Genomic DNA, 12,740 nt, shown 5'->3' with positions numbered 1-12,740 from the left:
ATAATGTAAATCTGTTAATAATATTGTGATATCATCTGTTCAAATCATTTTTTGTTCCTGCCTAGATTGTTTACATTTGCTGAAATACGATTAAGTAATATGATTTCATTCCAACCGAAGGAACTTTCAACTGCTAAATTACATGGGTATTTACTAAGCGCTGTTGCGCCGCGCCCCATAGCGTTTGCTAGTACGGTGGATGAATCAGGACAGCCCAACCTGTCTCCCTTTAGTTTTTTTAATGTATTTAGTGCAAATCCACCAATTTTAGTATTTTCGCCGGCCAGACGCGTTTCAAACAACACGGTTAAGGACACCTTAGTAAATGTTAAAGCAACCAAGGAAGTTGTAATTAATATTGTAAATTACGACTTAGTACAACAGATGTCTTTGTCGAGCACGGAGTACCCGAAAGGTGTAAACGAATTTGAGAAGGCAGGTTTAACGATGTTGAAATCGGATTTGGTTAAACCGTTTCGTGTGGGCGAATCACCGGTGCAGTTGGAATGTAAGGTGAATCAGGTCATCGAATTGGGAGATCAGGGCGGAGCAGGAAGTTTAGTGATTTGCGAAGTGGTTAAATTACACATGGCTTCAGAGATACTGAATGAGGATAACACTATTAATCAGGAAAAACTGGATGTGGTGGCCCGAGCAGGAGGAAGTTATTACAGTCGTGCTAAAATGGGGTTTTTTCAAATTCCGAAACCGTTATCAACTTTAGGTATAGGCGTAGATGCCTTGCCGGAAGAGATAAAAAACAGTATGATTTTAACGGGTAACGACTTAGGTATGCTGGCTAATGTAGAAAGTTTACCTACAGAAGATGAGGTTAAAGCATTTTTAAAGGATAGAGCAGAACGATACCCAAGCTTTAAAGCTGTGAATACTTTAAGAGCAAAACACATATTGGCGCAAAGCTTTTTAAGCTATGGCGATGTAGACAGTGCATGGAAAGTGTTGTTGTCTTAAAATTAAATTGAATTATAAAAGTAAATTAGATAAATGGAAGTACAAGGAAAAATTAAAATGGTAGGAGAGACCCAGTCTTTTGGAAGCAATGGGTTTAGAAAAAGAGAAATTGTTGTAACAACAGAAGAGCAGTATCCTCAACATATATTAGTAGAATTTGTTCAAGATAAAACAGATTTATTAAACAGTTATAGCGTAGGGCAAAACGTAAAAGTGAGTATTAATTTAAGAGGAAGAGAGTGGGTTAATCCTCAGGGAGAAACTAAGTATTTCAACTCTATTCAAGGCTGGAGAATCGAAGCTGTTCAAGATGGTGGTTCTGCGGGTATGCCGCCAGTACCTCCAACAGACGCTTTTGAGCCGGCTTCTAGCTTAAATGAAGACGATCACGACGACTTACCTTTCTAGTCGAAGGTAAATTATGACTAATTCAAAGTGTGACGAACCTCAATATCTTTTGATATTGGGGTTTGTTCTTTTTAGAGATTCTTTTATTAAATTTGAGTAATGAAGTTTTTAAAAGATAAAATAGAATTTCCAGACATCCGCGAAGCGACCCGAGAAGGTTTGCTTGCCATAGGAGGGGATTTGTCTGTAGAGCGTTTGCTTTATGCTTACAAGCGCGGCATTTTTCCCTGGTTTGAAGATGATAATACTATTTTATGGTGGTCGCCCGATCCAAGGTTTGTGTTGTATCCGGCCGATTTAAAAGTTTCAAAAAGTATGAAACAATTTCTGCGAAACTGTGATTTAACGGTTACCGTAAATGCAGATTTTTCGGGAGTAATAAAAGCCTGTTCAGAAATTAAACGTAATGGTCAGGCGGGGACCTGGATAACTAACGAAATGACAAAGGCCTATACAGAACTTCATAATATGGGTTTTGCCAAATCGGTAGAAGTCTGGCAAAATGATGTTTTAGTTGGTGGATTGTATGGCGTGGATTTGGGTAATGGTGTGTTTTGCGGCGAAAGTATGTTTAGCAAAGTAAGTAATGCCAGTAAAGCTGCATTTATAACATTTGTAGAGAATTCTGATTACAAACTTATCGACTGTCAGGTATATACCGGTCACCTTGAAAGTCTGGGTGCGATAGAAATTCCCCGAGAACATTTTTTAAGGTATTTGTAGCCGTTTAAACTTCCTGATACCTGAAACAGTTAACCTCATGGTCGTTTACCATACCTGTGGCCTGCATATGAGCGTAAATTACGGTAGAACCTACAAATTTAAACCCGCGCTTTTTTAAATCCTTACTTATACTATCGCTCAAAGGCGTATTAGCCGGTGCGTTTTTGTAATGCGTTATCGCGTTTTTAATTGGCTTGCCATCTACAAAAGCCCAGATATAATTACTGAAACTTCCAAATTCTTCCTGAATCTTGATAAAGGCCTTAGCATTACTAACCGTGGCTTTAATTTTTAATTTATTTCTTATAATGCCGGGATCTTCAGCAAGGGCGTCTAATTTGGATTGCGGGTATTCGGCGATTACTTTAAAATCGAAATTATCGAAAGCTTTTCTGAAATTTTCCCGCTTTCTTAAAATTGTAATCCAGCTTAGTCCGGCCTGAAAGGTTTCAAGTATTAGAAATTCAAAAAGGGTAGCATCGTCCTTTACCGGTACGCCCCATTCCCGGTCATGATAGGCTTCATATAAATCGTCGCCAAGGCACCAGCCGCATTTGTGTTTTTCCATATTTAAAGGTATTAATTTTATCGCTTATATGTAACAACTGTTACCTTAAATATACCGTATTACCTTTACTTTTGTCCTGTCAAAAAATAAGAGTTTTATGGAAGTATTAAACAACACAGTTAAGAATGATATTATTCAGAATGGTTTAGATAATGCGATGTCTTATCCTGCATTTCGTGAATTAGTAAAGGAGTTATCAATTAGTGGTGGGACTACCGGAAACGAGCAGACCGAAGCTATGATTAATTTTACCAAGTTAAACGAAAGCCGTATGAAGCGTTGGGATAAAACCCTAAAGGTTTCGGAAGAAGACCAGGACATTGTTAAAAATTTTAATGGAGATATTACCTGGTTGGTACTTGCAGAGAGCTGGTGTGGCGATGCAGCACATATTATCCCTGTAATTAATAAAGTAGCCGAATTAAACGATAATATTACTTTAAGAATTGTACTTAGAGACGAAAACGATGCTTTAATGAATGAATTTCTTACCAATGGTGGGAAATCTATTCCAAAGCTGATTATGATAGATAATGCTAGTGGAGACGTTGTAAATACTTTTGGACCAAGACCGGAAGTTGCAACGCAAATGGTGGCAAGTTATAAAGCCGAACACGGGGCTTTAACTCCAGAATTTAAGGAGCAGTTACAAACCTGGTATAATCTGGATAAAGGACAGAGTACTATTGCCGACTTAGTAAAATTATTACAGGCTTAATTTTTGCCTTCAAAATAAAATGTAATCGAACCTATTTGAGAGGGTTTTGCCGGATTTGAATTAAACTTCGCTTGTTTAGCATATTCCAAAGCGCTCTCAACTAGGCATTCGTTATCAGATGTAGAAGCGCCGTTAACATAAGTATCGGTAACATCGCCGGTAGCATTTACCGTAATATTAATCACTATTTTACCGCTGGCCTCACATAAATAAATAGGCGTTGGTAAATGTCTATGTGTACGATCTACCAGAGAATAGTGCATGCTACTGTTTTTATTCACACCAGAATTCATAGCAATTTTGTCGCTGGAATTATTACCATTAGAAGCATTAGAGTTTTTTTTCTTAGGCGTTCTGGCCTTTAAAATACTATTTACATTATTAAACGAGGATAACTCATCTGAGTCTAAACCAGAGTCGGTTTCCGGGGTTTGTTGACTTTCAGAAGCTTCGGTTAATTCGTTTACTTCTTCTGTAAGCGTGCGTTTAGAACTTTCAAATTCCTTAGGCGGAGCTATAGGTTTATATGCCTGAGCAAAATGTTTATTGCTTTGGCTTTCATTAAACGCTTTGTTGGTTTCAGCTTTTGTCTGTTGTTCTGCTTCTGCGAGTTCCTGAAGTTTCTGTTCTTCGGTTTTTGGGGTTTCAGGTTCGAGTTCGTAATAGGTTTCTGAAATTTGTTTATCGCGTTGTGTTAAGTGCATATTAAACACAGTAAGTAGTACAGTGCCTGCGATTAAGCCTGTAATTAGTGCTGCTTTATGTTGATCTATAAACTTCAAAAACCTGTAGATTTTGGGATAATTACAATCTAATATACGTAAAATCTAATTGTTTAGTCGTTTTTTAATGTTTTGATAAAGTCTTCCGGACTTAAAGCATGCTCAACATTAAAATCGCCAATACGAGTACGTCTTAAAACTGATAAGTGCCCTCCCGAATGTAATGCCTTTCCAAAATCATGTGCTAAAGACCTGATATACGTGCCTTTGCTGCAAACTACTCTAAAGTCTACCGTGTTGCCTGCTATCTTTTTAATTTCAAATTCAGCTATGTTTATCGTTCTGGGTTTAACTTCAACGGCTTCTCCGGCTCTGGCAAATTCGTATAAACGTTTGCCATCTTTTTTAATGGCTGAAAATACTGGAGGATACTGTTCTATATCTCCTATAAACTGTTTTGTAGTTTCGTGTATTAAATCGGTTGTTATATGGTCTGTCGGGAAGGTTGCGTTAATTTCGGTTTCCAGGTCGTAAGAGGGTGTTGTACTTCCTAAAACGATGGTTCCGGTGTATTCTTTAATCTGCCCTTGAAAGGTGTCTATCTGTTTAGTCATTTTACCAGTGCAGATAACCAGTAAGCCTGTAGCTAAAGGATCTAAAGTGCCGGCGTGACCTACTTTTATTTTCTTTATGTTAAAAGCCTGACGAATTTCCCAACGCAATTTATTTACTGCCTGAAAAGAGGTCCAGTGTAATGGTTTATCTATTAAAATAACTTGTCCGTTTAAAAAATCCTCTACTGTATTCATGTGTTTTTTAATGATGATAAAATGTAATACCCTTAGGTATATCTGGACATTTAAAATAAAATAATCTGTTCTCCGAGTGTTCCCGTTCTAGTTGAATAATGAAAAAAGTATAGCTATTAGCCCAACAATGGCGCAATACAAGGCAAAATAAGAAAGTTTGCTTTTTTTAACCAATGCAATCATCCAGGTACAGGCAAATAAGCCACAAACGAAAGCAGCAATAAATCCTGCAGAAAGTGCAGTAAAATTAGTGCTTTCCAAAGTCAGTTCTCCTCCTAAAATATCTTTGGCTATTTTACCAAAAATAAGAGGAACAACCATTAAAAACGAAAAACGAGCTGCTTTAGTTTTGTCGTTGCCTAAAAGTACCGATGTAGAAATAGTAGCTCCTGATCTCGAAATTCCAGGAAGCATGGCAATAGCCTGCGAAACGCCAATAACAAAGGCATTAGCAAAAGATACAGGTTTACCTGTGTTTTTAGCCTTATCTGCAAGAAATAGTAGTAAAGCAGTTATAATCAGCATAAAGCCTACCAGTAAAATATTGCCATCAAAAAGCGATTCTAACTGTTCTTCGAAAAATAATCCTATAAGGACTGCCGGAATCATAGATAGAACGATTTTAGCTACAAACTGTAAATCGTCATTCCATTTAAATTTTAGAGCTCCTTTTATAATGTCTATAATGTCTTTTCTGAAAATGACCATGGTACTCAATGCTGTGGCAAAATGTAAAACCACGGTAAAGAGCAAGCTTTCTTCAGGTACCGAATGGTCACCTAGAATTGCTTTTCCCAGTTCTAAATGACCGCTTGACGATACAGGTAAAAATTCAGTTAACCCTTGAATGATTCCTAGGATAATAGCATCTAATGTATCCATTATTTTTTATTCGGATTTAGGAGTATCGCATAGATTTGAATACCGAATCCGATTAATACCAGAGTTGGGGCTAAACGTATTCTTCTGAAACTAAAAATATCAGGATTAAAAACATTAGGGTCGTCGCTACCACCGCCGGACATTAAAATAAACCCGATAGCGATAAACGCCAGACCGATAAACATAAATTTATAATTTTTCTTTCCGAAGATAAATTCGCCTTTGTTTAGGCCGTTTTGTTTTTGTTCTCCCATGGTAGTGTTTTTATAGCAATTGCCCGAAAGTACTGCAAATTAAAGGATTTATTTAAAAGGAAGAGGTTTTGCCTCTTAAATTTAATCTAATGTTATGGTGTTGATAGCGTTGTAAAGCTCCTGTTTTTCAACGTCGTTGGTATACGATAGTACAAAAGAAAGGCTAAAGCCATAACGAATAATACAGAAAAATTCCTGTTTTACTCTGTACGGACCAAAATCGGCAGTCGATCTCATTATATCAAACGTATAGCCGTCTATTTCTTTGGTGTCCAGATTACTGTCAAATTTATACGGAACTCTGGACTGAAGCAACAGGTTTTTCGAATGCAATAAATAATCTCGGCCGCGTTTTATATGAGGCATGGCTGTAATGTTTTCGGCCACAACATTTAAAGATGCATTGTAGCTGCTCGCTTTTTCGAGCGGCTGATTAAATAAGCTGAACAAGTACGCTGTGTTAATTTGAGCAGCCTTAATGTCAGACGCCATTGGCTTATTATCTTCAATTAGTATCTGCTCTCCCGAAGCAGTTATGGCTTTTATATTGCGTTTGGATTGCGGCGTCCAGTTTTCGGGATATTTAATAGAAAGTCCGAAATATGGATTGGAATAAACGTTGTTTTCGGTTTGACCGAAATCGAAATTTTCAGGTAAATTCTTCTTGTCGTTACCACAGCTTAAAATGCTAAGAGTAAGACATAAAAAGCAAAACAGTTTTATTTTCATAAAAGGTTTAATAATACAATTGATCGGTTTTCAGATTTAAAAAACGCTGTGTTGCTATAAAAGTGCTAATCCAGGTGATTAATATACCCAGGATAAAAATGGTTAAAAACAAACCGCCTATTAAAACAGGATTGTTTAACAACTGTAAATCTGGGAAGGTTTTGTTTAAATAAAAGAAAACCACGGCCATACCGGCAAGGGCAAGAATAGCACCTATAATGCCTAATTTTACACTTTTCCAAACAAAAGGTTTTCTAATAAAATGTTTAGTAGCGCCTACCATTTGCATGGTTTTTATGGTAAAACGCTTGGAGTAAACAGAAAGTCTTATAGAACTGTTTATTAGTAATACGGCAATAACAGTAAAAATGCAACTGATAATTAAAATCCAGAAGCTAATACGTTTAACGTTGTCGTTCATTAAGTTAACCAGATCGTTATCGTAACGGACTTCGTCTACAAAGGTCTTAGTCAAGGCGTCGTCGGAAATGGTTTTTAGATGTTCCGAAGTTACAAAGTCTGCTTTTACATGAACGTCTATTGAGTTTTGTAGCGGATTGTAGCCCAAAAAATTCATGAAGTCTTCTCCGTTTTCGGCCTTCATAAATTCGGCGGCTTGTTCTTTAGAAACGTATTCTGTAGACTTGACATACGAAGCCATGGTAAGGCTTTTTTCCAGCTGTTTAATTTCAACCTCTTTGGCAGTATCCTTAAGGTAAATGGTAAGAACGACCTGTTCTTTAAAGTGGTCGGCTACCTTTTTAGTGTTTAACACCAGCATACCTAAAAGGCCAAGTAAAAATAAGACTAAAGCAATACTCAATACCACAGAAAAATAAGAAGATATTAATCGGCGTTTTTGATACTTTTCGAACGATGAGCTCATATGAGGGTTGAATTTGTCTGTAAAAATATAAAAGAAATCTATTTCCTTAAGGATAACAACGTTTAAACTTTCAACATTGTTATAATAAGCTTAAATTTGCGCCTTTATTAAGCCGAATACAAAACCATGAAATATAATTTCAACGACATAGAGGCCAAATGGCAACAATACTGGGCCGAAAATAAAACCTTTCAAGCCAAAAATCAATCTGAAAAACCAAAATATTACGTCCTAGATATGTTCCCTTATCCGTCCGGAGCAGGGTTGCATGTAGGGCATCCGCTGGGGTATATTGCTTCGGATATTTATGCGCGATACAAGCGCCATAAAGGATTTAATGTGTTACACCCGCAGGGCTATGATAGCTTTGGGTTACCGGCCGAGCAATACGCTATTCAAACAGGGCAGCATCCCGCGATTACAACGGAGACTAATATTGCGACTTACAGAAGACAGTTGGATAAAATTGGGTTTTCTTTCGACTGGTCTCGCGAAGTACGAACTTCAAATCCGGAGTATTACAAATGGACGCAGTGGATTTTTATTCAGTTATTTAATTCATGGTTTAATAACAATACACATAAGGCTGAAGACATTTCAGAATTAATCAAAATTTTTGAAACAGAAGGAAATGCAAACGTAAATGCGGTGTGCGACGATGCTGTTGAGGTATTTACAGCTGAAGCTTGGAACGGATTTTCTTCGGAAGCTCAACAGGATATTTTATTGCAATACCGTTTAACATATCTGGCAGAAACCGAAGTAAACTGGTGTCCGGAATTAGGAACGGTTCTGGCGAACGATGAAATAGTAAACGGGGTTTCAGAACGTGGAGGCCATCCTGTAGTGCGTAAGAAAATGACCCAGTGGAGTATGCGAATTTCTGCCTATGCCGAGCGTTTATTGCAGGGCTTAGACAGTATAGACTGGACTGATTCGTTGAAGGAAAGTCAGCGTAACTGGATAGGGAAATCGGTTGGGGCTTCTGTAACTTTTAATGTGAAAGATCATAACGAAGTTATAGAAGTATTTACTACGCGCCCTGATACGATTTTTGGAGTAAGTTTTATGACTTTGGCTCCGGAACACGAGCTAGTGTCTAAAATTGTTACGGATGCACAAAAGGCCGAAGTAGATGCTTATATAGAAAAAACGGCAAAGCGCAGCGAACGCGAGCGTATGGCCGATGTAAAAACCATTTCCGGTGTTTTTACCGGGGCTTATGCCGAGCATCCGTTTACTAAGCAGCCTGTCCAAATCTGGATTGGAGATTATGTTTTGGCAAGCTATGGGACAGGAGCTGTTATGGCGGTGCCTTGTGGCGATCAGCGCGATTACGATTTTGCAAAACACTTTAATATAGACATCCCGAATATTTTTGAAGGTGTAGATATTTCGGAAGCTGCTTATGCAGATAAGGAGAATACCGTAATTGCTAACAGTGATTTCTTAAACGGATTAAATTATAAAGACGCTACTAAAACGGTTATTGCCAAATTAGAGGCTTTAGGTCAAGGTGAGGGGAAAACCAATTACCGTCTGCGCGATGCTGTGTTTAGTCGCCAGCGTTATTGGGGTGAGCCATTCCCTGTGTATTACGTGAATGGTAAACCACAGATGATTGCTACTGAACATTTGCCAATTCGTCTGCCTGAAGTAGAAAAATATTTACCAACCGAAACCGGAGAGCCGCCGTTAGGTCGCGCTGATGTCTGGGCCTGGTGTACAGAAACTAATACGGTTGTAAGTAACGACAACATAAATAATATAACTGTTTTTCCTTTAGAGTTAAACACTATGCCGGGTTGGGCTGGAAGTTCCTGGTATTTCTTCCGTTATATGGAGGAAACAGCAAAACGCGGCGAAGCGTTTGCTAGTGAGGAGGCTTTAAAGTATTGGGAGAGTGTAGATCTATATATTGGTGGTAGCGAGCATGCTACGGGACATTTGTTGTATTCTCGTTTCTGGGTGAAGTTCTTAAAAGATCGTGGTTTTGTAAGTATAGAAGAGCCTTTTAAAAAGCTGATTAACCAGGGAATGATTTTGGGAACGAGTGCGTTTGTGTATAGAGAAGAAGGAACCAAGAGGTTCTTATCTAAAGGGCTTATTGGAGATAAAAAAGTACAACCAATTCACGCCGATGTGTCTTTCGTAAATGCATCTGATGAACTGGATGTTGAAGCGTTTAAAAACTGGAGAGAAGAGTTTAAAGATGCTGAATTTGTATTAGAGGATGGTGTTTATAAAGTAGGTCGCGAGGTTGAAAAAATGTCGAAGTCTAAGTACAACGTGGTAAATCCGGATCAGATTTGCGAAGAATATGGAGCCGATAGTTTACGTTTATATGAAATGTTCTTAGGCCCGTTAGAGCAGGCTAAACCATGGAATACGGCCGGTATTACAGGTGTGCACGGTTTCCTTAAAAAATTATGGAAATTATATATAAGTGAAAATGGTGTTAATGTAACTGATGCCGAGCCGACGAAAGAGAATCTAAAAACACTTCATAAAACCATTAAAAAGGTAGAAGAAGATATCGAGAATTTCTCGTTTAACACGTCGGTGTCAACGTTTATGATTGCGGTTAACGAGTTTACTGCGCAAAAATGTGTAAGCAAAGCGGTGTTGGAGCCATTCTTAATATTGTTGTCGCCTTATGCACCGCATATTGCGGAGGAATTGTGGCAGCAATTAGGAAACGCTGAATCTATTTCGGAAGCGGCATTTCCAAAGTTTGATGGGAGCCATTTAGTCGAGAGTTCTAAAGTGTATCCGGTGTCTTTCAACGGAAAAATGCGATTTAAACTGGAGTTGGCTTTAGATCTTGGTAAAGATGAGATTGAAAAGATAGTCATGGCACACGAAAAAACTCAGGAGCAATTACAGGGACGTACGCCTAAGAAAGTAATAGTTGTGCCAGGTAAAATTATAAATATCGTAGGATAGATTTTGAAGAGGTTTATTTCGGTTTTCGGAATAAATGACAGATAAATTTGTTGAATAAATAGAATCACCTTCAAAATATTGGAGGTGATTTTTTTATTGGTAATAATTTGATATTCAATAATGTGAAATTTGGAGGTCTGAAAATATTTAATCAAATTTAAGTATTAAAATCTCCAGTTATGAAAATAGGTGTACCCAAAGAAATTAAGAACAACGAAAGCCGAGTAGGGATGACACCTGCAGGAGTTTTCGAACTTACCAAACGCAATCATACCGTTTATGTGCAGACTCTTGCCGGCGAAGGCAGTGGATTTCCCGATAAGGATTATGAAGAAGTAGGGGCTGTAATTTTAGAAACGATGCCTGAAGTTTATGCTGCCAGCGATATGATAGTTAAGGTTAAAGAGCCTATAGCGGAAGAATATAAACTGATTAAACCAAATCAGATTCTGTTTACCTATTTTCATTTTGCTTCCAGTAAAACGTTAACAGATGCCATGCTGGACAGTAAGGCTGTCTGTATTGCTTACGAGACCGTGGAGGATGAGGACGGCACTTTGCCACTGTTAACCCCAATGTCTGAAGTGGCTGGACGCATGGCAATTCAGCAGGGCGCTAAATATTTAGAGAAGCCTATTAAAGGGCGTGGCGTGCTATTGGGTGGCGTACCTGGAGTGTCTCCAGGGAAAGTGCTTATTTTAGGAGCTGGAGTTGTCGGAATTCAGGCGGCGAAAATGGCAGCGGGACTTGGAGCTCATGTTACCATTATGGATGTGAACATGAAACGGCTGCGCTATGTAAATGATGTTATGCCAAATCATGTTGTTACTGAATTTTCGAGTGAATACAATATCAGGAAACATATAAAAACGCACGATCTTATTGTTGGTGGTGTTTTAATAAAAGGCGGGAAAGCACCTAAGTTAATCACCAAGGATATGTTAAAGGATATGCGTCCCGGAACAGTATTGGTAGATGTTGCCGTAGATCAGGGCGGGTGTATGGAGACTACTAAAGCCACAACACACGAGCATCCAACCTATATTATAGATAATATTGTACATTATTGTGTGGCCAATATGCCTGGCGCCGTACCTTATACTTCTACAATAGCGCTTACCAATGTAACTTTGCCTTATGTGATAAAACTTGCAGAACTGGGCTGGAAAGAAGCCTGTCAGAGCGATTTAACTTTAAATCGAGGAGTTAATATTGTGAATGGTGAAATCGTGTATAAGGAAATAGCCGATGCTTTCGACTGGACCGTAAATTCAACTCGCGAACTGACATAATTTCTTAAACTTACTTTGGCTTATTTTTTGTTATATATGTTTTATATTTATAATAAAGAATAAAATTATGTTTTCATATTATATATTAATTGGAGCAATAGCTTTAGTAAGCTGGATTGTTAGTAATCAGCTTAAAAGTAAGTTTAAGACCTATTCGAAAGTCCATTTAAGAAATGGAATGAGCGGGAAGGAAATTGCAGAAAAAATGTTGGCGGATAACGGTATTACCGATGTAAGAGTAATATCTACCCCTGGTCATTTGTCCGATCATTACGATCCGCGCAATAAAACCGTTAATTTAAGTGAACCTGTATATTCACAGCGCAATGCTTCGGCAGCAGCAGTAGCGGCTCATGAATGTGGCCATGCCGTACAGCATGCACAGGCGTATAGCTGGTTAACGTTGCGTTCGCAATTAGTGCCGGTTGTAAGTGTATCGTCTAAAATGTCGCAGTGGTTGGTTATTGGTGGTTTAGTTCTGGGAGCTGCATCCGGAGCAGGTTTAGGCTTCTGGGTTTCGGTTGTCGGACTTTTAATGATGGGCGTTGCTACTGTGTTTAGTTTTATTACATTACCTGTAGAATACGATGCCAGTAACAGAGCTTTAGCCTGGTTGAAAAACAAAAATATGTTAGCTCCAAATGAATATGCCGGAGCAGAAGATGCTTTAAAATGGGCGGCAAGAACTTACCTTGTTGCAGCTATTGGTGCATTGGCTTCATTGTTATATTGGGCGATGCAAATACTTGGAAATAGAAATTAAAAGATATAATTTACTGTGCAGAAGGTCGAATTTCTTTAGAAATCCGACCTTTTTTCGTTTAAAATATT

At 38.2% G+C, this 12,740-nt stretch carries 14 protein-coding genes; 7 read left to right on the top strand and 7 right to left on the bottom strand.

The genetic code is table 11. The annotated features are described in order from the left end of the window. The first annotated feature begins 99 nt into the window (after positions 1–99). The 3 genes from I3217_RS11210 (at position 100) to aat (ending at position 2,103) form a co-directional block, all read left to right on the top strand. A complete protein-coding gene (locus I3217_RS11210) occupies positions 100–972 on the top strand; it encodes a flavin reductase family protein (RefSeq protein WP_435049847.1) in 873 nt (290 codons plus the stop codon). 33 nt (positions 973–1,005) lie between these two features. Next, positions 1,006–1,380, top strand: a complete 375-nt coding sequence (locus I3217_RS11205; protein WP_435049846.1) for a DUF3127 domain-containing protein — start codon at positions 1,006–1,008, stop codon at positions 1,378–1,380. A gap of 99 nt (positions 1,381–1,479) precedes the next feature. Further along, the gene (gene aat, locus I3217_RS11200) at positions 1,480–2,103 is read left to right on the top strand and encodes a leucyl/phenylalanyl-tRNA--protein transferase (protein WP_435049845.1); all 624 of its coding nucleotides are present in this window, start codon (positions 1,480–1,482) and stop codon (positions 2,101–2,103) included. Between the two features lie 4 nt (positions 2,104–2,107). Here the strand turns inward: aat and I3217_RS11195 are convergent, their stop codons facing one another. After that, positions 2,108–2,671, bottom strand: a complete 564-nt coding sequence (locus I3217_RS11195) for a DNA-3-methyladenine glycosylase I (RefSeq protein ID WP_435049844.1) — start codon at positions 2,669–2,671, stop codon at positions 2,108–2,110. A gap of 97 nt (positions 2,672–2,768) precedes the next feature. On the opposite strand from I3217_RS11195, the gene I3217_RS11190 reads away from it, so the two are divergent. After that, the gene (locus I3217_RS11190) at positions 2,769–3,389 is read left to right on the top strand and encodes a thioredoxin family protein (RefSeq protein WP_435049843.1); all 621 of its coding nucleotides are present in this window, start codon (positions 2,769–2,771) and stop codon (positions 3,387–3,389) included. Here the strand turns inward: I3217_RS11190 and I3217_RS11185 are convergent. From I3217_RS11185 to I3217_RS11160, 6 genes are all read right to left on the bottom strand, one after another. Next, positions 3,386–4,171 (bottom strand): hypothetical protein, encoded by a 786-nt coding sequence (locus I3217_RS11185; RefSeq protein ID WP_435049842.1) that lies wholly within the window; start codon positions 4,169–4,171, stop codon positions 3,386–3,388. The two genes, I3217_RS11190 and I3217_RS11185, sit on opposite strands and share 4 nt — an antisense overlap. A 53-nt stretch (positions 4,172–4,224) precedes the next feature. Further along, positions 4,225–4,920 carry a tRNA pseudouridine(55) synthase TruB gene (gene truB / locus I3217_RS11180; RefSeq protein WP_435049841.1) on the bottom strand — a complete coding sequence of 232 codons (696 nt, stop codon included), beginning with the start codon at positions 4,918–4,920 and terminating at the stop codon, positions 4,225–4,227. An 87-nt stretch (positions 4,921–5,007) separates the two neighbouring features. Continuing rightward, complete coding sequence (locus I3217_RS11175) at positions 5,008–5,802, bottom strand: undecaprenyl-diphosphate phosphatase (protein WP_435049840.1); 795 nt, start codon at positions 5,800–5,802, stop codon at positions 5,008–5,010. Next, the gene (locus tag I3217_RS11170) at positions 5,802–6,056 is read right to left on the bottom strand and encodes a DUF3098 domain-containing protein (protein WP_435049839.1); all 255 of its coding nucleotides are present in this window, start codon (positions 6,054–6,056) and stop codon (positions 5,802–5,804) included. The genes I3217_RS11175 and I3217_RS11170 overlap by 1 nt, the downstream gene beginning before the upstream one ends. Positions 6,057–6,137: 81 nt before the next feature. Next, a complete protein-coding gene (locus tag I3217_RS11165; RefSeq protein WP_435049838.1) occupies positions 6,138–6,785 on the bottom strand; it encodes a hypothetical protein in 648 nt (215 codons plus the stop codon). Between the two features lie 7 nt (positions 6,786–6,792). Continuing rightward, on the bottom strand, positions 6,793–7,671 hold the full coding sequence (locus I3217_RS11160; protein ID WP_435049837.1) for a cell division protein FtsX: 879 nt from the start codon (positions 7,669–7,671) through the stop codon (positions 6,793–6,795). Positions 7,672–7,797: 126 nt separating this feature from the next. On the opposite strand from I3217_RS11160, the gene leuS reads away from it, so the two are divergent. The 3 genes from leuS to I3217_RS11145 all read left to right on the top strand — a co-directional run bounded on the left by leuS (position 7,798) and on the right by I3217_RS11145 (position 12,672). Continuing rightward, entirely contained in the window at positions 7,798–10,617 is a 2,820-nt protein-coding gene (leuS, locus tag I3217_RS11155) for a leucine--tRNA ligase (protein WP_435049836.1), read from the top strand. Between the two features lie 179 nt (positions 10,618–10,796). Then, positions 10,797–11,909 (top strand): alanine dehydrogenase, encoded by a 1,113-nt coding sequence (gene ald, locus I3217_RS11150; protein ID WP_435049835.1) that lies wholly within the window; start codon positions 10,797–10,799, stop codon positions 11,907–11,909. 67 nt (positions 11,910–11,976) lie between these two features. Further along, positions 11,977–12,672: a zinc metallopeptidase gene (locus tag I3217_RS11145; RefSeq protein WP_435049834.1), complete on the top strand. Its 696-nt coding sequence runs from the start codon at positions 11,977–11,979 to the stop codon at positions 12,670–12,672. Positions 12,673–12,740 lie beyond the last annotated feature (68 nt).

The organism is Formosa sp. S-31 (assembly GCF_051172795.1).
Lineage (GTDB): Bacteria > Bacteroidota > Bacteroidia > Flavobacteriales > Flavobacteriaceae > Formosa.
The sequence above is the reverse complement of the archived record's forward strand: the minus strand, read 5'-3'. Positions and strand labels throughout refer to the sequence as shown.

Excerpts from the sequence above, each read along its gene's own strand:
- I3217_RS11210 (WP_435049847.1), top strand. The coding sequence starts at position 100 with ATGATTTCATTCCAACCGAAGGAACTTTCAACTGCTAAATTACATGGG.
- I3217_RS11205 (WP_435049846.1), top strand. The coding sequence starts at position 1,006 with ATGGAAGTACAAGGAAAAATTAAAATGGTAGGAGAGACCCAGTCTTTT.
- aat (WP_435049845.1), top strand. The coding sequence starts at position 1,480 with ATGAAGTTTTTAAAAGATAAAATAGAATTTCCAGACATCCGCGAAGCG.
- I3217_RS11195 (WP_435049844.1), bottom strand. The coding sequence starts at position 2,671 with ATGGAAAAACACAAATGCGGCTGGTGCCTTGGCGACGATTTATATGAA.
- I3217_RS11190 (WP_435049843.1), top strand. The coding sequence starts at position 2,769 with ATGGAAGTATTAAACAACACAGTTAAGAATGATATTATTCAGAATGGT.
- truB (WP_435049841.1), bottom strand. The coding sequence starts at position 4,920 with ATGAATACAGTAGAGGATTTTTTAAACGGACAAGTTATTTTAATAGAT.
- I3217_RS11175 (WP_435049840.1), bottom strand. The coding sequence starts at position 5,802 with ATGGATACATTAGATGCTATTATCCTAGGAATCATTCAAGGGTTAACT.
- I3217_RS11170 (WP_435049839.1), bottom strand. The coding sequence starts at position 6,056 with ATGGGAGAACAAAAACAAAACGGCCTAAACAAAGGCGAATTTATCTTC.
- I3217_RS11165 (WP_435049838.1), bottom strand. The coding sequence starts at position 6,785 with ATGAAAATAAAACTGTTTTGCTTTTTATGTCTTACTCTTAGCATTTTA.
- I3217_RS11160 (WP_435049837.1), bottom strand. The coding sequence starts at position 7,671 with ATGAGCTCATCGTTCGAAAAGTATCAAAAACGCCGATTAATATCTTCT.
- leuS (WP_435049836.1), top strand. The coding sequence starts at position 7,798 with ATGAAATATAATTTCAACGACATAGAGGCCAAATGGCAACAATACTGG.
- ald (WP_435049835.1), top strand. The coding sequence starts at position 10,797 with ATGAAAATAGGTGTACCCAAAGAAATTAAGAACAACGAAAGCCGAGTA.
- I3217_RS11145 (WP_435049834.1), top strand. The coding sequence starts at position 11,977 with ATGTTTTCATATTATATATTAATTGGAGCAATAGCTTTAGTAAGCTGG.